Raw genomic sequence first — 20,846 nt, 5'->3', positions numbered from 1 at the left:
ACTTCACTGTACGCTGTTTGAACTCTTCGTTAAACCGTTGCCGCTGTTCACCCAAAGTGAACACCTCCTCGATATTTCTATTATCATAATTCGCTTGAGTAGGTGTCCACTTTTTATTCTAGCTGCAGCCACATTCTTATTTCGCAAAATCAGACGCGCTACCTCGGTATAACGATGTGCCACATCCTTATTTCGCAAAAATCCGGGCTCTACCTCACAATAGCGATGTGCCACATCCTTATTTCCAATCAGACTTCGCCCCCGGCTGCAACCTACCTTTATCCGGCGCGCCTCCTTACCCCGTCCCGAGCTCCTCCTTGCCCTGCGAATGCAGGTACAGCTCCTCATAGTATCCATGCTGCTCGAGCAGCTCCGCATGGCTGCCCGATTCGACGATGCGGCCGCCGCTCATGACGATGATGCGGTTCGCCCGCATGACCGTCGACAGCCGGTGCGCGATGACGAGCGTCGTCCGCTCCCGCGATACGACCCGCAGCGCGCGCTGGATCAGGTGCTCGGTGTACGAATCCAGGTTCGCCGTCGCTTCGTCGAGAATGAGGATCTTCGGCTTGAACACGATGATCCGCGCGAACGAGATCATCTGCCGCTCACCCGCGGACAGCCCGCTCCCGCGCTCCGACAGCATCGTGTCGTAGCCGTCCTTGAGCCGGCCGATCAGATCGTCAGCCCCGACGAACCGGCAGGCGCGGATCACTTCCTCGCGCGTGATCTCTTCGTCGAACATGCGGATGTTGTCGACGATGCTGCCCGAATACAAGTACGGCTCCTGCTGCACGAGCCCGACGAGACGGTGGAGCGACGCTTGCGGCAGCGTCCTGACGTCGGTGCCGTCGATGCGGATATCTCCATCCCATACGTCGTAGAAACGGCACAACAGGCTGATCAGCGAGCTTTTGCCCGCGCCGGTCGTGCCGACGATGCCGATCATCTCGCCGGGCGCGATATGCAGATCCAGATCGTGCAGGACCGGCACGCCCTGTCGATAGCCGAAGCGGACATGGTTAAAGTCGATCCGTCCGGCTACCTGATCATGCGCGAGCGCCCGCGTCTGCTTCGCGTCCTCGATCTCCGGCTTGACGGCGAACAGACTCCAGATGCGGCCGACGGACACGGTGGTCGACTGCAGCGTGTTCCACTGCGACGTAATCGTGCTGATCGGCTGGAAAAACTGGCGAATGTACGTAATGAACGCGTACAATACGCCGAACTCGATCGCGCTGTTAAATACCGCTACGCCGCCCAGCCAGGTGACAAGCGCGATGGACAGGCTGCCCAGAATATCGAACGACCGGTTGAACAGCACGTTAGTGCGGATCTCGCGCAGATTGGCACGCAGATAGGTCCGGTTGTTGTCGGTGAACCGGTTCTGCTGCTCCCGCTCCTGGTGGAACGCCTGGATCAGGTTCATGCCCGCCAGATTTTCCGCCGCGAACGCGATCAGACGCGACAGCGCCGCGCGCGAGATCTGGTACGTTTTTCTCATATAAGTCCGGAATCCGATTGCGATACAAGCAATGACAGGCAGCAGGATGAGACAGTACAGCGTAAGCGTGACGTCAAGCTGGAACATAATGACGATAATAAAGACAAGCGTCAGTCCGTCGCGCACGAGGCTGAGGAGCACCTGGGAAAAAAACTGGTTCAGCGTCTCCGTGTCGCCCGACACGTTCGTGATCAGGCTGCCCGCCGGCATCCGGTCAAAAAAAGACATCGACTGCTTGCCGATATGCGCGAACAGATCCTTGCGGATGCGCCCGATGATGTTCTGCCCGAGATACTGCAGCAGATTGTTCTGCAAGTACGTAAAAAGAAAGCCGGACAGCGCTAGTCCCAGGTAGATCGCGCAGATTACGAGCAGCGTCCCGAAGTCGTCGCGTCCCTTCAAAATGTTGTCGTCGATGGCGACTTTGACGAGATACGGCTGCGCCAGATCGGCCGCAATGGCCAGCACCGTACAGCAGAAAACAAGTAGAAACGAAAACCGGTGCGGGCGAACGTATCCGAAAAAAGCGCGGAAAGCGGCCTTCTGGTCCACGGGGGGCTTACTGTCCGCAGACGGCCTTTTGTCAGCGGATTGTCGCTGATCTTCGGACTGTCTCTGGCCAGCAGACGGTCTCTGATCAGCAGACGGTCTCTTGTCAGCGGGCGGTCGGTTCTGCATCTTCGCGGCCTCCCTCCTCCTGAATGGCGTGCAAGGTCGCGTACAAGCCCGCTTGCGCCAGCAGCTCCAGGTGCGTGCCCCGCTGCACGATACGACCTTCGTCCATGACGACGATCTCGTCGGCATGCTTGAGCGCGCTGATCCGGTGCGCGATAATGATCCTCGTCTTGCCCTTGCGGGCCTTGCGGATGCCGTCGATGATCCGCTTCTCCGTGACCGCGTCGACGGCGCTGACGCTGTCGTCCATGATGAGCACCGGCGCGTCTTTGATTAGACCGCGGGCAAGTCCGGTCCGTTGGCGCTGACCGCCGGAGAGCGTGACGCCCCGCTCGCCCAATCTCGTGTCGAAGCTCTCCGGCAGCTCGGCGATCGAGCCGTAGATCTGCGCCTGCCTGGCGGCTTTTTCAACCGTGGGCAGCTCCGTATCCCGTTTGTAAAAAGCGATGTTGTCGCGAATCGTCGTGCTGAACAGGAATCCTTCCTGGGGCACGTAAGCGATCTGAGCCCGCAGACTCTCAAGGGTAAGATCCCGAATGTCCGCGCCCCCGAAGCGAATCGTGCCGGGCGGCGGATCGTACGCGCGCAGCAGCAGCTTGACGAGCGTCGTCTTGCCGCTGCCCGTCTTGCCCAGTATGCCGAGCGTCCGGCCCGGCGCGATGTCGAGGCTGATATCGCGCAGCGACGGCCGCTCCGCTTCGGGATATGCGAAGCTGAGTTGCCTAATGCTGATTGCAGCCTGATCGAGACTGCGATGGCGGGCCCCTTCCGTTTCCTTGATATCAGGCTCCACTGTCATCAGGTCGCCGATCCGCTCGAGCGAGGCGCGCGACCGCTGCATCGTGTTGATGACGTTGCCGATCGACTGCAGCGGCGCGACCATCATGCGGATATACAGCGTGAGCTCGACGAAGTTGCCCAGCGTGATCGTATGGCGGATCGTCAGGTAACCGCCGTAGGCGATCGTCACAATCATGGAGAGCGCGCCCAGAAACGGAATTATCGCCTGAAACAGCGATGAAACGCGAACCAGCCGCAGCTGATTGTCGCGAATACGATCGACCGTCTCCCCGAAGCGGCGGTTCATCGTCTCCTCGGCCGCGAACTTTTTCGTCACGCGAATCCCGCCGAACTGCTCCTCCGCCGACTCCGTCATTTTGCCGAGCGAGTCCTGGACATTCAGCGAACGCTTGCGGATAACCGGCCCGAACCGCGTCACGATCCAGGGAATCAGCAGCAGCGGGAGCACGCAGACGAGCACGAGATACAGCGGAATGTCGCTGAGCGTCATCATGACCATCGCAGACAGGATCAGGACCGTCGCGTTCGTCGTCTGGTTGATGCCCATGGAGATCGATTCCCGGACGGCGGTCACGTCGTTCATCACGTAGCTGAGCAGCTTGCCGACGCCGTTCCTCGAGTAGAACCGCTCGCTAAGCGTCGTGAAGTGGGCAAACAGCTTTTTGCGCATGTCGAACTCGTACAATCTGCCTAGCCGCATGACGACATACTGCCCCGCTCCGGCCAATACGCCGAACGCGACGCCGACAGCCAGCAGCCGCAGGCTGTAATCGACGATGGTATCGTGCGACAGACTTCCCTGCTGCAGCCGGTCGGTGAAGCTCCCGAGCAGCTTGGGGTAGTAAGATTGGATCGCATTGCCCGCCGCGATGAGCAGGATGGCGAACCCGTACACATGCCATTTCGACTTGATGTAATCCCTGAGCATCCGCTTTGGCTTCAACCTGCATCACTTCCCGGTGAGAGATGGTTCTTCGTATAGGCCCTATTCTAAAACTTTTTGACAGCGGTCTCAAACATGCCTGTCCCGTCCTACGCTTAGAATACCCGGACCCTGTGGTACAATAAAACAAATACAGACGGCGGAAACCGGTGCCGACACGGTTGTTCGCGACACGAGGAGGCGCCACCGCGTTGGACATTGCCATCATCGTCGAAGGAAAAAACGACAGAAGCCGGCTCGCGCGCGTCCTGTCCCCGGAAGTGCCGATCCACTGCACGTTCGGCACGCTCAGCACGAGCCGGATCGAGGCGCTGCGCAAGGCGATCGGCCGCCGGCATGTGTACCTGTACATGGACAACGATTCTTCCGGCCGGCGCATCCGGGGCGTCCTCCGCGACATATTCCCGGATGCCGATCATATCTACACAAGGCGCGGGTATGCCGGCGTCGAAGGTACGCCCGAAGAGTACCTGATCCAGCAGCTGGAAAAGGCGGGACTCGAGGAGTTCATATTGTACCCGGCTCCCGATACCGACAAGTGGCGGGAATGACAATTCGCGTCGCCACGCTGCCCCTTGCCCCATGAGAAACGTCATCGCAAAACAAAGCACCCCTCGGCGCCGCGAACGGCGCGCTAAGGGGTGCTTTTTCGGTTTTACATCAACTTTTTGACCTTCGCGTACACATCGTCAGCCGTCGCCGAGTTCGGAACCTGAGACGATTCGGGCAAGATCTGATCGCGCATGCGTCCCTTCTTGTCGACGAGGACGATCAGGTTGGCGTGGGAGAAAAATCCGTCCGCATCCTTGACCGCAAGCAAGCCATACTTGGAAGCGAGATCCGCCGTCTCTGCTTCGTCGCCGCGCAGGAACTTCCAGCCGGTGTAGTCGGCGTGGAACTTATCTCCGAACACGCGCAGCGCTTCGGGCGTATCGCGGACCGGATCGATCGTTACGGAGACGATATCGACGTTTTTGCCGAACTCTCCCTCTGCCTTAAACTTGTCCTGAACCTGGGAGAGCATGAACGTTGTCGGCGGGCATACGTCCGGGCAATTGGTGAAGAAGAAGTAAACCAGTCGCACCTTGCCGTCGAGCGAGCTCATGCTGACATCTTTGCCGTCGATATCCTGGTAAGTAAAGTCGGGCGCGGCCCCCAGGTCCGGAAGCTTGTCCGCCTGCTGCTGACGGATGAGCAGCCATGCGATCAGCACGAGCAGCAGCGCGAACAATGCCAGCGAAAATCCGTAGCGCACATACCAAGGCTTCGCCGGCTTGACCTGAACCGTACCATTCGGATTGACGTTCAGGGGCGCCGGACCCGCGCCGGGTCGATCTTGATTCCCGGATACGCCGGGTCCTTCGAACTCTTGAGACATGTACGCTACACTCCGTTCGTATCGAGTATCATCACTAGAAACATAATCATCAGGTAGTTAACGGAAAACAGAAAGTCCATTTTCGCCCACTTCTCGGTATCCTTCGCCACGAGTCCCGATATGGCGTGGATCAGCCAGGCGCCGACGATGACGACCGACAGCACGAGATAATAAATGCCGACGTAATCGTACGTATACAGCAAAATCGATGCGACCAGCAGAAGCAGAATGTAAGGAATCATCTGCCACTTGGTGCGAAGAATGCCCTTCACGACCGGAAGCACGGGGAAGCCGGCTGCGCGGTATTCCTCCACGCGACGAATCGTCAGCGACCAGAAGTGCGGAGGCTGCCAGAGGAACAAGAGCGCGAACAGAATCCAAGCGCCAGCGTCCACTTGGCCGGTCACAGCGCAGTAACCGATCACGGGCGGCATCGCGCCGGAGATCCCGCCGATCGACGTACTCCAGGTGGAGGTGCGCTTCAGCCAGATCGTATAGACGACGCCGTAGACGAACATGCCAAGCAGTCCCAGCCAGCCGCAGAGCGGATTGACGAGGAGAAACAGCGTTGCGATCCCGAGCGCGCCCAGCGTGATCGAATAGCCAAGAACGAAGCCCGGGGATAGTCGTCCTTGCGGGAGCGCACGATCGCTCGTGCGGGACATCTTGGTATCGAAGTCCCTGTCCCAGTAGTTGTTGAAGACGCAAGCCGCGGCCATCGTCAGCGTCGTGCCGATCAGCATCCAGATCAGGTCCAGCCAAAAGTCCCAACTCTGGACTTGCCACCTTGATGCGACCCAGAACCCGCCAAATGCCGCGACGAGGTTAAGACGAATGATGCGCGGCTTGGTCAGGGCCACAAGATCTTTGAACACGGTGAGCCTCCTCCAAACATAAAAAGCCGCGAACGGCCGAAACGTTTATCTATTTCCTTCTATTAGATGATAACCAAATCTGCACACCTTGACAATGTTCGCGCGCGGCTGTTCATCAAATCGCCACCTGCGCGCCATCCCCTGGACATTCGACCGCCTTCAAAGCGTCAAAAAGCATTGTCGCCGGCTGTCACACTTTGCCCATGGGCGCAATACATTGTATGGAGACATTCGCCCAGGCGACCGGGCAGGCGAGGGTTCGCCGTGGAACGCTGCGGTTCAGACACACAGATGGATTTCTACGTCCCGCTCCAGTCCGATTGCCCACTCGTTTATTAATCCGCGCCCAGGCGCCCCCAATTAAAGGAGGATCTCCCTTGTACAATCGCATGGCTTGGCCCCAAGGAAACATGCCGCAAATGCCGATGAACGCAATGAATGCCGCTCAACCAAATATGGGCGCGATGCCCGCAATGCCTTCCGGCATGGTTGCCGTTCCGACGGGCTCGATGCCCGCGAACATGACGCCGCCGGCCGCGCTGCCGGTCACCACATTCATCCCGGCTCCCGGCCGCGAGGAATCCTACGTCGAGAACATCCTGCGCATGAACCTCGGCAAAGTGGCCACCCTTTACATGACCTACGAGAACAACAGCGAGTGGAACGCGAAAATCTTCAAGGGCGTCCTCGAAGCGGCGGGCCGCGATCACATCATCATCAGCGATCCCGCAACCGGCATGCGCTTCCTGCTGCTCACGCTGAACCTCGATTACATCACGTTCGACGAGCCGCTTAACTATAATTTGCCCTTCGGCACGGCAAGCAATCCGGTTCCCCGCCGCTAATCGGCCGTTACGGCAGCAACCGGCGCGAAGGTCCATATCCTCAGACCCTCGCGTCCCCCTTTTACCCAGACCTCCATCTCCGACCAGGAACGCCCTTCGAGGCGTTCTTTTTTCATTTCGGACGCTTCCCGCTCGTCTGCGGGCCTGCGCAGTTCCACGAATACGCCGGGCTGCTCCCGGTTTTCCGCGAGCTCCGCTCCTTCCCATCTCGACGGCGCTTCGCGCGCCCAAGCCAGGAAACGCTCCCTGTGCGCTTCCGGAATGCTGTATTCGCAAAACAGGATTAACGTCATCCGGTATCTCCCCCCTCATATTTAAATCGTGCGGCGCCCATACTAAGCCGATGCCGCGTCACGCGGCTAATTTGCCGGCAAAGGAGATCATGGTCATGGATTCCGGGACGCATCTCGTTTTTGGGCTCGGACTGGGCGGACTCGCCTTGATCGATCCCGTCGTCGCCTCCGAGCCGTACGGACCCGTCGCGGTGCTGATCGGCACGATCGCGGGCTCCCAAGCCCCAGATTTCGACACCGTGCTGCGTTTTAAGAGCAATGCCGATTATATCAAAAACCACCGGGGCATGTCCCACTCTTTTCCTGCCGTCGCCGGCTGGACCGTGCTGATCACGCTCGCGCTCTCCCTCATTTTCCGCAGCGTGTCGTGGTGGCATATCGGCCTGTGGGTGCTGCTCGCCGTCATGATCCATGTGACGAGCGACCTATTCAACTCCTACGGCACGCAAGCGTTCCGGCCCGTGACGCGCAAATGGATCGCTTGGAATATCATCCATATTTTCGATCCCTTCATCTTCGGCGCGCATCTGGTCGCCATTCTGCTCTGGTTGACCGGCTGGGCGAGACCTACCGTCGTATTTCCCGTGTTGTACGGCTTGCTGGCCATTTATTATGCCTGGCGGAGCGTCGTGCATCGGCGCTTGTCGTCACGCATCCCTGCATTGGACCCCGAACGGCGCGAGGGCGACCAATACACGCTCCTGCCTACGCTGAATTTGCATCGCTGGAACCTGGTTCGTCAATCTACGGACTGCACGTTCGCCATCGGCGAATGGGACAAAGGCGCCGTGCGCTGGATCGATCATACGAAGTGCGACATTCACCCGGCAGTCGAGGCATCCAAAAAGAACAAGGACGTGCAGGCCCTGCTGAATGTCACGCCCTTCCCATGCGCGCAAGTCCGAGAGCAGCCTTGGGGCTACGAAGTACGCTGGATCGATATCCGGTATCGCCACCGCAAGCAGTATCCTTTTGTCGCGACGGTTATGATGGATGCTTCCTATAAGGTCTTTCAATCCTATGTCGGTTGGTTGAGCGACGATCGCCTGGAGAAGCGGCTTCGCATGAATGCTTATTGACCGGAAAAGAATATGTGCTCGATTCGCGATCAGACGGCCGCAAGCCGTCTGTTTTTTGCTTTTCAGTGTGCAATTTTGCCTGCAACGGTTGACCTCGGCGCCAGTTAAGCGCACAATAAAAGCCCGAGGGGTTGCCTCGGGCTTTCGGTGAGCTAACGGATGTTAGCGGCTGCCACCGGAAAGTTGTTGCTCGGCCATTTGGACCAGCTTCTTGGTGATATAGCCGCCAAGGGAGCCTGCGTCGCGGGACGTTACGTTGCCGTAGTAGCCGTCAGCCGGAATTTGAACGCCCAGGGATTGAGCGGCTTCCGTCTTCATGCTTTGCAGCGCAGCCTTTGCTTGAGGGACCAGAACTTGATTACGGGAACCGGAGCTATTGCTTGCCATGATTGATATTTCTCCCTTCGTCCTGCTTAGAGTGGTGTTGGTTGCAAGCTTGCGTTGTTATTATGCTATGCTTGAAGAAAACTATACTCGGAGGTGAACACATTTTGAACAAACCTTTGGGACTATTGTTTGCGGTCGTCTCGATGCTGCTATTGCTGGGTACCGCGATATCGATCGATTACAACGGTTGGCTCGCGTCGGGCCTGGCCGTGCTGGCGTTCGGCTTCATCGGCTGGGGCTTTACGCTGAAGGCCAAGATCGCAAGACGTCAGGAGATCAGGCAACGCTAATCGCGCGAAGACGCACAAAAAAGCCTGCAAGCCTCCTTCGAGGGCATTGCAGGCCTTTTTTGTTTATTTTAGCGGCGGCAGGAAGCCCATCGCTTCCTTGACCTCGGACAGCGTCTTGGCGGCGACGACGCTCGCCTTCTCCGCTCCCTGCCTAAGAATGAGGTGAATCTCGCCGGAGGACCGGATCTCGGCATAACGGCGCTGCAGGGGCTCAAGCACGCCGACGACTTGTTCCGCGAGATCTTTTTTGAAGTCCCCGTAGCCTCTGCCCTCGTACCGGCTCTGAATGTCTTCGATCGACTCTCCCGAGCAGTTCGCGTATATGCTGAGGAGATTGCTGATCTCCGGCTTGTTTTGCGGATCGTAGACGACCTCGCGGCCGAGGTCGGTTTTCGCGCGCGAGAGCTTTTTCCGGATCACGTCCGGCGGATCGAGCAGCGCGATGTAGCTGCCCGCATTCGGATTGCTCTTGCTCATTTTTTTGGTGGCGTCGTCGAGCGACATGATGCGTGCGCCCACCTTCGGGATAAACGGCTCCGGCACGACCAGCGTCTCGCCAAAACGGTGATTGAAGCGTCCCGCCAGATCGCGCGTCAACTCCAAGTGCTGCTTCTGATCGTCCCCGACCGGCACCAGATCCGCTTTGTAGAGCAGAATGTCCGCGCTCATCAGCGGCGGATAAACGAACAAGCCCGCTCCGACCGCCTCTTTGCCAGCCGATTTGTCCTTGAATTGCGTCATCCGCTCCAGCTCGCCCATGTAGGAGAGCGTCGTTATCATCCATCCCAGTTCGGCATGCTCGTGCACGTGGGATTGGACAAAAATCGCGGCTTTCGCAGGATCGATGCCGGCCGCCAGGTACAGCGCCGCTACCGATTCGGTATTTTCGCGCAGCGCTGCCGGTTCTTGGGGCACGGTAATCGCGTGTAAATCGACGATCATAAAGTAGCTGTCGCATTCATGCTGCAGCGAGACATAGTTTTTCATCGCGCCGATGTAGTTGCCAAGCGTCAACTGTCCGCTCGGCTGGATGCCCGAGAGGACGCGTTTCTTTCCGTTTGCATCGCTCATTGTCCATTGCTCCTTCGCTTCGTTAGGATACGGGGCTTGCCTTGCAAGCTCGCATTGAAACGCAAAAAGACCTCTTCGTCAAAGGGACGAAGAAGTCGTGGTGCCACCCTTAATTCGCTCGCGTCGATCATAGCCGCCAATAGAGGACAGCGCGCCGGCGTGAGCCTTTGGTTCCGGTAACGGGGAACGGACGGACTGGATGGGAAGCCTTGCACGTCAAGCCAGCAAGCTGGCCCGAGTAAAGCAATGGTTCTTTTCCCAGTCGGCTCCGAGATCCATTCGGCCTTGGAGGAACGCCGGTTCGCAGCAGCCACCGGCTCTCTGAAGTTCCTTGCCACGCTTACTTGTTCTCATCAACGCCTCGTATGTTATCGTTCATTATACGCGAGGCGCGAGAGATGTCAACCATCGATGGGCGCTGTTAAATTTGTCGGCAAAGGCCGTCGGAGCAGCTTGTCAATTTGCGGTTCTGGAACGGGACAAGACGCGCATATTTGTAATCGTTGACGCTGGCGCGGCTCTCCGGCCTCGCAAGGCGATGGCCCGCGCGCGTCCGAACGGAGAGGAGCGTGCATAGCCATGACCTTAACCGCACTGCGAGGCGCGACTTGGGCGGCAGCCGCAGGATGCTTATACGTCGTCTGGAAGCTGAACCCGAATTGGCCTTCCGTGTTTTTTCGTTCCTTCTTCTCCGTCCTGCTCGACGCCTTTCCCTTCCTGCTGCTCGGGGCGCTGGTCTCCGCGGCGCTCGAAACCTTCGTCAGCGACAAGCTCGTCCGCGCCGTCGCGCCCAAAAGCCGCATGGGCGGCGTCCTGTTCGGCAGCTTGCTCGGCCTTGCGCTCCCGCTGTGCGAATGCGGCATGATCCCCGTCGCCCGGCGCCTGATCCGCAAAGGGCTGCCCGCCTATATCGGCATCGTCTACATCATCGCCGGACCGGTCGTTAATCCAATCGTCTTCGTATCCACTGTCGCCGCCTTCAAGGGCGATCCGTCGATGGCATTCGCTCGCCTGCTGCTCGCCCTGGCCGTCGCGCTCGCCGCCGGGACGGCCCTGCTGCTTTTCCTGCGGCGCAGCCCGCTCAGGGAGGATGAGAGCGCCGGCGGCTGCTCGCACGATCATGGACATGGGCATGGGCACGAGCACGGGCACGGACATGGGCATGAGCACGAACATGGGCACGGGCACGGACATGGGCACGGGCACGGACATGGGCACGGGGTGCGTGAAGGGGCGAGTTTGCAGGCGCGTATGACGGGTGCCCTTTCGTCCATTTTCTCGCACGCCATGATTGATCTTCGCGATATGGGCAAGTATTTACTAATCGGAGCCGCGCTGACAGCGCTTGTCCAAACCGTGCTGCTGGCGCAAACGTTAGAGGCAGCCGCGGGCCATAACTGGATGTCCCATATTTTTTTGATGGGCTTCGCGTTCCTGCTTTCTCTTTGCTCTACATCCGACGCCTTCGTGGCAGCGCCTTTAGATGGTCTGTTCCATCCTGGCGCAATATTGGCCTTCCTCGTATTCGGGCCGATGATCGATCTCAAAGGGTTGACCGTCATGCTGTCCGTCTTCCGAAAAGGATTCGTGATCCGCTTTGCGCTGCTCGTCTTCGCGCTCGTACTAGCCGGTTCGGTTGCTGCCGAACGGCTGCAGTGGTTGAAATGAAAGCATTCAAAGAAGAGGCAAGCGCTACGGCGCTTGCCTCTTCTATTCGCTAATCTCCCCGTTCAATGCTCGCCGGATCGATCTTTTTTCCCCATTTTTTTATGATTCACATGAAATAAAACATTTGCCATATTATAGTTGGATTCGAACATTACGCTTAAGTATAGTTTGCCTTGCTTGATCACAAAATCATATGTAACTTCGCCATGGGTCCAGCTCTTCTTGCGCTTGATCGACTCCACTGCCGCCTTCCGCAGCTCGCCGATCGAGTCATCCGTCAGCCCTTCCGGCTTGGCATCTCCAGTTGCCCGGCGTTCCGCCAGATCGACAGGCAGATGGCGAATGCCGAACTTACCTACCGTGTCATTGCGGACTTGCAGAACGATCGTACCGGCCGTCATGCCCTTCAGCTCGCCTTCCATCTGCCGAATCGCCATCTCCACTTGCCTCGCGAGCGGGACTTCAAACTCATAAACCATAATTCTCCTCCTCTTATATGGGATATACAAACCATTGTCGCCATGTATTCCCTGCGACTTAAGCATCATTATAGGCAAGTATATGAACTATTTCAACAAAAAATTTAGAATATTCGACTAAATCATGCATTTTTTTATTATTTTGAGATGTTGTAACATTTTTTCTTCACAATGGAAGATGACGAAGCCAACGATTACGTTCGCCAACGCCGGCACCACGTCAGGCGTTGAACCCATTCATGCCCATAGACCGACCATCTCCTGCTATACGGCAGGCGTTGAGTTCTTTTATGCCCGCGGAATGCCCTTGCTAAGGCGACATTCCCGAAAAAACGCAAAGAACCGCACACTCAATGTGTGCGGTTCTTCCGCTACCTTTACCGAAGCCTATCTCGGCATCATTCGTATCTCCGGCGAGCGCGTCGTCATACAACGCGTATATCTCCACTATACCACGCGACTACCTAGGGCCGCGACCGACACCTCGACCAATCAACGCGCGCACAGCGCTTCAAACGCCTCGACGTCAGCCGTTGCGCGACGAACGGCAGCCTGCCAGAACGCCGGCTTGTCGAGCTCGACGCCCAGATGGCGCCGGCCGAGTTCCTCGACCGTCATGAGGCCCGTATCCCGCAGCAGCCGGTCGTAGCGCTCGTGGAAGCTCGGACCTTCGGCTTCCGCAACGGCCGCGATGCCGGTGCTGAACAAGTACCCGAACGTATACGGGAAATTGTAAAACGGCACGTCGGTCGCATAAAAGTGCAGCTTGGCCGCCCAGAAGTGCGGATGCCAGGACGACAGCGCGTCCCCGAACGCTTCCTTCTGCGCCGCTACCATCAGTTCGTTGAGCGCATTAACGTCGAGCATCCCATTCTTGCGCGCCTCGTAGAATCGCGTCTCGAACAGGAACCGCGCTCTGATGTTGTTGCAGAACGCCGAAGCCCGCTGCAGCCGCTCGTCTAGCAGCGACAGTCGCTCCGCGTCGCTGCCGGCCGCCCGCAGCAGCGCGTCGCTGACGAGCCCTTCGGCGAACGTGGACGCCGTCTCGGCGACGTTCATCGCGTAGTTGCGTCCGAACTGCGGCAAACCGTCCACGCAGACGTCGTGATAAGCATGACCCAGCTCGTGAGCCAGCGTCGAGACGTTGTCAGGCGTTCCCGAGTAGGTCATGAAAATGCGCGTTTCCCCCGTCAAAGGGAAGTCCGTGCAGAAGCCGCCCGGCCGCTTGCCCGTCCGGTCCTCGGCCTCGATCCAGCGCCCGCTGAACGCACGCTCGGCAAGCTTGGCTTGCGCAGGAGAGAAGCTGCCGAAAGCATTCTTGATCAGCGCCGCGGCTTCGTCGTAGCCGATCGCGCCGCCTTCCGCGCCCACCGGCGCCGACACGTCGTGCCAGTCTAGCCGTTCCTTGCCCAGAAGACGGGCTTTGGCAGCCATGTAGCGCTTGAGCGGCTCCATCCCGCCCGAGACGCCCTCCCACATCGCATCGAGCGTATCCCGGCTCATCCGGTTGATCAGCAGCGGCTCCTTGAGCGGATCCTGCCAGCCGCGCGCCTGATACAGCTTGAGGCGGAAGCCGGCAAGCCGGTTCAGCGAATCCGCCGCCAAGTCCGCCTGTCCGGCCCATGCAGCCTCCCACTTGGCGCCCATCTCGTCGCGCACCTGTTGGCTGGGATGCGACAGCTTGTTGAAGGCCTGCCCTGCGGACAGCGTCTTGACCGCGCCATTTTCCTCCCATGGAATCGCAATCCGGCTGACGATGGTCTGGTAATTCTCGCCCCAGCCGTGGTAGCCGTCGACGGCCAATTCGCTGGCGAGAGCCTCAAGCGCGGGCGGCAGCTTTTCCTTGACGAAATCCCGGCGTTCGCGGATGACAAAGGCGATCTCCGAAACGGCTTCCGAGGCGATCCAAGCCTCGAGCCGTTCATCCGGTATCAGGGCCAGCGCCGCATCGTACAGATCGAGCGCCTGGCCTAGCTTGGCGGACAAAGTCTGGAGCTTCTCCGTCCAGGCGGTCGCCTTGCGGTCCTCCATATTTTGCGCCGACAGACAGCCTACGTAGGAAAATGCCTCTCTCAGCCGGGCCATCAAGTCTTGAAGCTTCGTCGTCCAGTCGTTCAACGCTTCTTCCTTCGCAGCCTCGCCTTCGCCGGCGGCTTGAAGTTCAGCGAGCAGCGCGCCCGTTTCCTTTTCCAGCACATCGGAGAACGCAGCAAATTCCGGGGATTCGGAACCCCCGGAGAAAATTTTGTCCAGATCCCAAATCAGGGAGTAGCTGTCCGTCATATTCGATCCCGTCCTCTCTTGCGTTGCCGGCGATCCGCGTACCGTTAGCTTCCGGCACCCGGACATTGTCAGCCCGTCCCAACTATTGTATCGTTAATGGACACGGTTTTGCCAGAGAGGAGAGGAGAAGATCATGATTCCATTTCGCAACAGCTTGCCTTACGACATCCAGATGAACGAGGTGTACGCTTCCGAATGCCCGTTCTGCGGCCAATCCCACGTTCGAATGCCGATGAAGCCCGAGGAGCTTGACCAGCTGCGCGGCGGTCTCATGAAGCGTACGATCGTAATGCCCTGCTGCCGGTCGAGACTTCAGCTCGTAGACGCCGACAGCGATTACCTGCTTGCGAACAAGCCGCTTCGCGCTTGACCGCCTTCAGCTACCGATCCGCTGCATCTCTTCCGGCAGCTCGGCGCCTCTGCCCGACATCTCTTCGCGGACGGCTTGCCATCCTTCGCGCGAGGCGCGTATCATTGCCGAATCCAGGATGCTCTTGTCGTGGATGACGCGGCTGAACCATCTGACCGCTTCGTGAAAATGGCCGAGCCTCCGGTTCAGCTCGCCGATCAGGTACAGCAGCCGGGCGTTGTTCATCAGCTCGCGCTCGGACTGATAGGTCTTGATATAGGCTTCAAGCGCGTACTGCAGGAATCTGCGCTCTTGCTCCCCATTGCCCTCGTAGCGGTACAGCCACGCGATATGATGCAAAATGCCCGCCACGACGCGATCCTTTTCCTTGATCGTCTGTCCTGTCAGAAGCGCGAGCTTGTAGCACGCCAGCGCGTCCGCCGCGCTGCGCTCCCCGCCGTAATCGTTCAACTTCCAATGCTTGCCGATGCGCTCGAGATAAGCGTTCCGCTGCCAGTCCACGAGGCGCTGGCTTGAATTTTCCGTCGAGGCGTACCCGCAGTACGGGCATACGCGGACGACATAATAATCGGGGTTCACCGATTTGAAATAAGAACAAAAGTCCGTATCCGATCGAATCGCGCGCTTCAGGCTCGGTCTTACCCTGGAGGTCATGAATTCGGCTTCGCAGCATACGCATGCAACCTTGGTCTGGTACAGGGGTTCCATCCCAATCCCTCCATGTGGGACGCGTCCCGGCGAACGCGCGAGACGGTCAGTTACTCATCGGTGTTAACAAAATGATGCGCCGGACCAGACAGCCGGTCGAGCACGAAGGCCTTGAGTTCCTCGGACAGCTCCGTCTCGTCGAGCGAGCGCCGCATGCAATCCAGCCATGCCTCGGCTCTCGCAGGCGTGATCGGAAACGGCAGGTGCCTTCCCCGCATCATCGGATGTCCATAGGCGTCGGAATATAAAGCAGGTCCCCCGAAAAACTGCGTGAGAAACATGTACTGCTTGTCCATGACAGGCGTGATGTCTTCCGGAAATAACGGTGCGAGCAACGGATGCTGCAGCACCTTCGGGTAAAATCCTTCGACCATCTTGCGGACGGTAGCCGCTCCGCCAATCGCTTCATACACGCTTCCGTAGTTCATAGGTTGCAATCTCCTCCCGATTCATTTGCGGGTATCGGGACTTACTTCCTGAGGTCCCTCAATTATACCACAAAGACTTAAGACTTCTATCCTAATTTTGCTGTTTTTGCACAAAACAAAAATCGCCCTCGGCGGGCGATCGAATGAAGTAAGATAACCGGTGACCCGGGAGTTAAATCTCTTCCTCGGGACCGCTAAGCGACTCCCGAATGACATACACGAAAGCGCACATGAGGAGCCCAGCGACGATTCCTGCCATGTTCATCACTCCCTGAAGCAATCTGGAAAGCTTGGTTCTATTGTACCACACGAATGTAACAGCGACATTACTTTTTTGCAATCGCTTACAAAAAAAATAATTGATGCCTAATCGCAGTTCTTCTTGCGAGAACGCGGTACCAAAAGAGACCTCCCCTGGAATGGAGAGGCCTCTACGGTTGCTCAGTGGGACGGATTGTTCAACGCTTGCAGTACCTGGCGTAAATAATTCCACGTCCGCTCGACGGAGGAGATGCTGAACCGCTCGTCTGGCGTGTGGATGTCGAAAAGGTCCGGCCCGTAGGATACGGCATCCAAGCCGGGAATCCTGTCTGCGAGAATGCCGCATTCGATGCCGGCGTGCACCGCCTTTACCTCCATCGGCTTTCCGTATACGCGCGCATAGACGTCCAGAAAAACGTCGCGCAGCGGCGATGCCATCCGATAAGGCCAGCCGGGGTAGTAATCGCCAGCCTCGAAGCCGCAGCCGATCGCGCGGGCGAGCGCCTCCATCCGGCTCATGGCCGCGTCGAGCTCCGACCTTAGCGAGCTTCGCACCAGACTCTCGAACCGCACGCCTTCGGAAGTCAGTTTCACAGTACCGACGTTGGTCGACGTGCGCGGCAGACCCGGAATCGCCTTGTCCATGCGGAGGACGCCGTTCGGGACGAGCAGCAGCGAATCGACGAGCATGCTTTTCGAGGCTTCGGAAAAGACCTGCGCTGCTCCATCCGCTTGAGCCGTCCCGGGACCGCCCGCTTCGAAGGAGACGCTCACGCCCGGGTCGGCGACCGCATACTCAGCTCTAAAATGCGCCTCCCATTCCTTTACGGCCGCTTCGGCTTCCGCCCATTGCGCCGGCGGCACGTACAAGGACGCTTCGGCCTCCCGCGGAATCGCATTGGATGCCAAGCCGCCCCGCACGTCCGCGATGGTGTAAGGCAGCCGCTTGCGCAAGCCGTCGAGCACCCGGCCGAGCAGCTCGCAGGCGTTGGCGCGCTCGTGGACGATATCGTCGCCCGAGTGGCCGCCGACGAGTCCCCATACGCGGAGTCGCCCGGCGCATCCCGCCCCGTTCGCCTCCTTCCATGCGACGGGCACCGTGTGGTAAGCTCTCGCGCCGCCGGCGCTGCTGACGTAGAGAATGCCTTCTCTGTCAGAATCCAGGTTGATCAACATTCGGCCGCGCAGCAGCGCCGTATCCAGTTTTCTCGCGCCCTTCATCGACGTCTCTTCCTCCGTCGTCAGCACGATCTCGAGCGCAGGATGCGCTGCGCCGCGATCGTCCAGCAGCGCCATCGCGAAGGCGACGCCCAAGCCGTTGTCCCCGCCCAAAGTCGTGCCTTCGGCCGTCATGAATTCGCCGTCCACCCGCAGCCGTATCGGATCGTTCAGGAAGTCGTGCGCCACACCCTCGTTTTTTTCTCCGACCATGTCCAGATGCCCCTGCACGATGACCGGCGGCGCTTGCTCGTAACCTTGCGTAGCAGGCTTGCGAATAATCAGATTCCAGGAAGCGTCCTGCACGGCTTCAAAGCCGCGCGCCCTCGCGAATGCTGCCACATAGTCGCTCGCAGCCTGTTCATGGCCCGAGCTCCGCGGTATGGCTGACAACGCCTCGAAGTATGGTATAACGGGACATTCGCCCCTATAAAGCCTGGATTGGACGTTCTCGCCGCTCAATCGCTTCAGCCTCCTCGCTGTCGATTCGTTATCGGAAAATGCCCGCGCGGCAAGCCGCGCCGATAGGCTTACGCTTGCAATATATAGCAGCCGCTCCCATTAAGCAACATCGGCCCTGAGAAACGCATTTGCGCCGCCCATGAAATTTTGCGGCGAGCCGCGCATATACTCGGACAAGAGGGTAGCTTGGTCGAGGGAAGGAAGTGCGCTCGTGTCCGACTTCATCTTGTCGCGAAAAGGCAGTGCCGGCTTAATCCGGAGAGGGCTGAGGCTGGCAGCCTTAACCGGGGTAGGCGCCTGCGTTCTGCTCATCGGATTGCTCGCGCTGCTTATGCCCGGCGTCGCGCTCGAAGCTTCGCTCAAAGGCCTGTCCGTTTGGTGGGAAGTCTTATTTCCTGCTTTGTTTCCTTTCTTTGTGCTGTCCGAGGTGCTGCTCGGCTTCGGCATCGTCCATCTGGCCGCCACGCTGCTCGATCCGCTTATGCGCCCCCTGTTCCGAATCCCGGGGGCCGGCGGCTTCGTGCTTGCGCTGAGCTTCGGCGCCGGCTACCCGATTGGGGCGCGTCTGACCTCCCAGCTCATGGAGCAAAACCTGCTCAGTCGCGGCGAAGGCGAGCGATTGGTCGCGATGACGACGACCAGCGACCCGATTTTTCTCATCGGCGCGGTCTGCCTTGGATTTTTCGGACGGCTCGACATTGTGCCGGTTCTGGCCGCGGCGCACTACGGCGGAGCGATGCTGCTCGGACTGCTGCTGCGGTGGCGCAAGGACGAGCCGGAACCGGATCTGGAGCTGGAGGAGAGATCGCGAAAGGCCGCGGAGAGGCCTTCATCCGCCGCCGGCGATCGGCTTCAAGAGTCAAGGCTCGGACTTGGCAGAATCAAGCAGGCGATCCTGGCGATGCACCAGGCGCGAATGGCGGACGGACGGCCGTTCGGCATCGTGCTCAACCATGCCGTAAAGTCCTCGCTCGCCCTTATGATCGTCGTCGGCGGACTGGTCGTCTGCTTTTCGGCTACGCTCCAGCTGCTTCTGCACAGCGGGCTGCTGCTTCCGCTGAAACACGCCATCGTCCTGATGCTCCAGATCTTCGGCCTCGAGCCCGGCCTCGCCGGCGCCTTCGTGCAGGGCGCGTTCGAAGTAACGCTGGGCAACGCGGCGGCAGCGGCCGGCACCGGGCCGGACGGCATCCCTGCCGCCTTGATCGACCGCGTGGCGGCCGCAGCGTTCGTCCTGTCGTGGGCCGGCCTGTCCGTGCACGCGCAGGTCGCCGGACTGATGGGACGCACCGGCTGGCGATACGGCCCGTTCGCGCGTTCGCGGCTGCTGCACGCGGGGCTGAGCGTCGCGCTCGTGTATGCGCTCTGGCCCTGGCTTTACGCAGGCTGAGTGCCGGGCGGCATTGTCTTAAGCGCGGATATTGTTTATCATCTATGTCAGACAACGATTGAGCGCTTAAGCTGGGAAGGAGCATTACATTGAAATATGCGCTGCTCGACCGGGGCGATTCGCTGTCCCGCGAACTTGCGGAGACGTTCCACAAGCTTGCGCGCGAACGCGGGCTGACGTCCAACCCCGGCAATCCGGATCTGATCGTCTCGATCGGAGGCGACGGTACGCTGCTGCAGGCCTTCCATTCCTTCGCTAACCATATCGAGGACGTGGCTTTCGTCGGCGTGCACACGGGCCACCTTGGATTTTATGCCGATTGGAAAAAAAACGAGCTCGAGGAGCTGGTCACGCTGATCGCTTCCACCGAGCCGCAGAAGGTCAGCTACCCGCTGCTTAACATTCAGGTCGTCACGGATACGGAGACCAAGTCTTATCTCGCCCTGAACGAATTCACGCTCAAACGGCCCGGCGGCACGCTGGTCGCCCAGCTTAACATTAACGACGAGCCCTTCGAGATGTTCCGCGGGGACGGTATCGTCGTATCCACGCCTTCGGGCAGTACAGGCTACAACAAGAGCGTGCACGGCGCCATCCTCCACCCGTCGCTCGAAGCGCTGCAGATCGCGGAGCTGGCGTCCATCAACAACCGGATTTACCGTACGCTCGGGTCGTCCGTGATCCTCCCGAAGCATCATCATTGCGACATCGTGACCGATCCTTCCGACGACCTCTCGCTGCTCGTCGACCATCTGACCTTGCGTTTCCAAGGCGTCCGTTCGATTATTTGCAGGGTCGCCGAGGAGAAAATCCACTTTGCCCGCTATCGGCCGCATCCGTTCTGGAACCGGGTCCGCAACGCGTTTATCGGATCGCCCAAGGAGATTTTGAGCCAGAATTTCCCGCGCAAGAAGTTCAGCAGCCTGGACGAAAGCGAAAACGAGAACGAGCAAGAAAACAAGTAAGCCGACAAAGGGAGTACTGCCTGCAGCATAGCCCGCCGCTTCTCTGTCGCTCCCCGGCGCGGGGCGGAAGCAGCGCAGAGTCGCCCGCCCGCGTCGCGCTTACGCCGCAATGCCTGCATGTATGCATCCTTTTTGCCGATTTCAACTCATCGGCACAGAAAAGATGCAAAAACGCAGGTTTTTTCCTGCATCGGTCGGATTTCCGGCATGTGCTTTGAAATTACCTGCATATTTGCAGGCATTTCATCGAATGCGTTTGGTTAGTTAAAAATACATGTATTATCGGCTAGGCCCCCTAAAACTGGAGTCATACCCCACAATGATTCCAATTTCATAACGCAGCTCGTTATTTCGCGCGATTACACCGATCTGTAATAGTCTGAAGCGTCTTCCAATGTCTTGACCCATGCCGCAAATTCTGTTGGAGCCATGTTCTTTAAACTGCCGTGCATCTTGCGGTTGTTATAAAAGTC

At 58.8% G+C, this 20,846-nt stretch carries 20 protein-coding genes; 8 read left to right on the top strand and 12 right to left on the bottom strand.

Translation table 11 applies throughout. From position 1 onward, the window contains the following. Positions 1-295: 295 nt before the first annotated feature. On the bottom strand, positions 296-2,056 hold the full coding sequence (locus ACFOTD_RS33985) for an ABC transporter ATP-binding protein (RefSeq protein ID WP_378124430.1): 1,761 nt from the start codon (positions 2,054-2,056) through the stop codon (positions 296-298). Positions 2,057-2,159: 103 nt separating this feature from the next. Next, a complete protein-coding gene (locus ACFOTD_RS33980) occupies positions 2,160-3,923 on the bottom strand; it encodes an ABC transporter ATP-binding protein (protein WP_378124429.1) in 1,764 nt (587 codons plus the stop codon). A gap of 191 nt (positions 3,924-4,114) precedes the next feature. Here ACFOTD_RS33980 and ACFOTD_RS33975 point away from each other — a divergent pair, with 191 nt between their 5' ends. Further along, positions 4,115-4,474 carry a DNA primase gene (locus ACFOTD_RS33975; RefSeq protein WP_378124428.1) on the top strand — a complete coding sequence of 120 codons (360 nt, stop codon included), beginning with the start codon at positions 4,115-4,117 and terminating at the stop codon, positions 4,472-4,474. A gap of 104 nt (positions 4,475-4,578) precedes the next feature. Here ACFOTD_RS33975 and ACFOTD_RS33970 read toward each other — a convergent pair whose 3' ends face one another. After that, complete coding sequence (locus ACFOTD_RS33970; protein WP_378124427.1) at positions 4,579-5,301, bottom strand: SCO family protein; 723 nt, start codon at positions 5,299-5,301, stop codon at positions 4,579-4,581. Between the two features lie 5 nt (positions 5,302-5,306). After that, positions 5,307-6,176, bottom strand: a complete 870-nt coding sequence (gene cyoE / locus ACFOTD_RS33965) for a heme o synthase (protein ID WP_378124426.1) — start codon at positions 6,174-6,176, stop codon at positions 5,307-5,309. Positions 6,177-6,565: 389 nt separating this feature from the next. Between cyoE and gerQ the strand changes: the two genes are divergently transcribed. Next, the gene (gene gerQ / locus ACFOTD_RS33960) at positions 6,566-7,021 is read left to right on the top strand and encodes a spore coat protein GerQ (protein ID WP_378124431.1); all 456 of its coding nucleotides are present in this window, start codon (positions 6,566-6,568) and stop codon (positions 7,019-7,021) included. On the opposite strand, the gene ACFOTD_RS33955 is transcribed toward gerQ, so the two are convergent. Beyond that, positions 7,018-7,314 (bottom strand): hypothetical protein, encoded by a 297-nt coding sequence (locus tag ACFOTD_RS33955; protein WP_378124425.1) that lies wholly within the window; start codon positions 7,312-7,314, stop codon positions 7,018-7,020. The two genes, gerQ and ACFOTD_RS33955, sit on opposite strands and share 4 nt — an antisense overlap. A 95-nt stretch (positions 7,315-7,409) precedes the next feature. Here ACFOTD_RS33955 and ACFOTD_RS33950 point away from each other — a divergent pair, with 95 nt between their 5' ends. Then, positions 7,410-8,393: a metal-dependent hydrolase gene (locus ACFOTD_RS33950; protein ID WP_378124424.1), complete on the top strand. Its 984-nt coding sequence runs from the start codon at positions 7,410-7,412 to the stop codon at positions 8,391-8,393. A gap of 162 nt (positions 8,394-8,555) precedes the next feature. Here ACFOTD_RS33950 and ACFOTD_RS33945 read toward each other — a convergent pair whose 3' ends face one another. Further along, positions 8,556-8,780 (bottom strand): alpha/beta-type small acid-soluble spore protein, encoded by a 225-nt coding sequence (locus ACFOTD_RS33945; protein ID WP_277539477.1) that lies wholly within the window; start codon positions 8,778-8,780, stop codon positions 8,556-8,558. 104 nt (positions 8,781-8,884) lie between these two features. Between ACFOTD_RS33945 and ACFOTD_RS33940 the strand changes: the two genes are divergently transcribed. Then, positions 8,885-9,070 carry a hypothetical protein gene (locus ACFOTD_RS33940; protein WP_378124422.1) on the top strand — a complete coding sequence of 62 codons (186 nt, stop codon included), beginning with the start codon at positions 8,885-8,887 and terminating at the stop codon, positions 9,068-9,070. A 63-nt stretch (positions 9,071-9,133) separates the two neighbouring features. Here the strand turns inward: ACFOTD_RS33940 and trpS are convergent, their stop codons facing one another. Further along, positions 9,134-10,141: a tryptophan--tRNA ligase gene (gene trpS / locus ACFOTD_RS33935; protein WP_378124421.1), complete on the bottom strand. Its 1,008-nt coding sequence runs from the start codon at positions 10,139-10,141 to the stop codon at positions 9,134-9,136. Positions 10,142-10,720: 579 nt separating this feature from the next. Here trpS and ACFOTD_RS33930 point away from each other — a divergent pair. Continuing rightward, a complete protein-coding gene (locus ACFOTD_RS33930; protein WP_378124420.1) occupies positions 10,721-11,809 on the top strand; it encodes a permease in 1,089 nt (362 codons plus the stop codon). Positions 11,810-11,871: 62 nt separating this feature from the next. Here the strand turns inward: ACFOTD_RS33930 and ACFOTD_RS33925 are convergent, their stop codons facing one another. Beyond that, on the bottom strand, positions 11,872-12,288 hold the full coding sequence (locus tag ACFOTD_RS33925) for an O-methyltransferase (RefSeq protein ID WP_378124419.1): 417 nt from the start codon (positions 12,286-12,288) through the stop codon (positions 11,872-11,874). Between the two features lie 492 nt (positions 12,289-12,780). After that, complete coding sequence (locus tag ACFOTD_RS33920; protein WP_378124418.1) at positions 12,781-14,571, bottom strand: M3 family oligoendopeptidase; 1,791 nt, start codon at positions 14,569-14,571, stop codon at positions 12,781-12,783. A gap of 133 nt (positions 14,572-14,704) precedes the next feature. Here ACFOTD_RS33920 and ACFOTD_RS33915 point away from each other — a divergent pair, with 133 nt between their 5' ends. After that, positions 14,705-14,941 carry a hypothetical protein gene (locus ACFOTD_RS33915; RefSeq protein ID WP_378124416.1) on the top strand — a complete coding sequence of 79 codons (237 nt, stop codon included), beginning with the start codon at positions 14,705-14,707 and terminating at the stop codon, positions 14,939-14,941. Between the two features lie 6 nt (positions 14,942-14,947). Here ACFOTD_RS33915 and ACFOTD_RS33910 read toward each other — a convergent pair whose 3' ends face one another. From ACFOTD_RS33910 to ACFOTD_RS33900, 3 genes are all read right to left on the bottom strand, one after another. Then, entirely contained in the window at positions 14,948-15,649 is a 702-nt protein-coding gene (locus ACFOTD_RS33910; RefSeq protein WP_378124415.1) for a DUF2225 domain-containing protein, read from the bottom strand. Between the two features lie 50 nt (positions 15,650-15,699). Next, positions 15,700-16,077, bottom strand: a complete 378-nt coding sequence (locus ACFOTD_RS33905) for a globin domain-containing protein (protein ID WP_378124414.1) — start codon at positions 16,075-16,077, stop codon at positions 15,700-15,702. A gap of 441 nt (positions 16,078-16,518) precedes the next feature. Continuing rightward, positions 16,519-18,018 (bottom strand): aminoacyl-histidine dipeptidase, encoded by a 1,500-nt coding sequence (locus tag ACFOTD_RS33900; protein ID WP_378124413.1) that lies wholly within the window; start codon positions 18,016-18,018, stop codon positions 16,519-16,521. Positions 18,019-18,229: 211 nt separating this feature from the next. Between ACFOTD_RS33900 and ACFOTD_RS33895 the strand changes: the two genes are divergently transcribed. Then, positions 18,230-19,408, top strand: coding sequence for a nucleoside recognition domain-containing protein (locus tag ACFOTD_RS33895; RefSeq protein WP_378124412.1), 1,179 nt, complete (start codon positions 18,230-18,232; stop codon positions 19,406-19,408). Between the two features lie 89 nt (positions 19,409-19,497). Beyond that, on the top strand, positions 19,498-20,373 hold the full coding sequence (locus ACFOTD_RS33890; protein WP_378124411.1) for an NAD kinase: 876 nt from the start codon (positions 19,498-19,500) through the stop codon (positions 20,371-20,373). Positions 20,374-20,846 lie beyond the last annotated feature (473 nt).

Origin of the sequence: Cohnella sp. GCM10012308 (assembly GCF_042649185.1) — a bacterium.
In the GTDB taxonomy this organism is placed as follows: Bacteria; Bacillota; Bacilli; order Paenibacillales; family Paenibacillaceae; genus Cohnella.
Note: the sequence above shows the minus strand (reverse complement) of the source record. Positions and strands in the feature narration are given on the sequence as shown.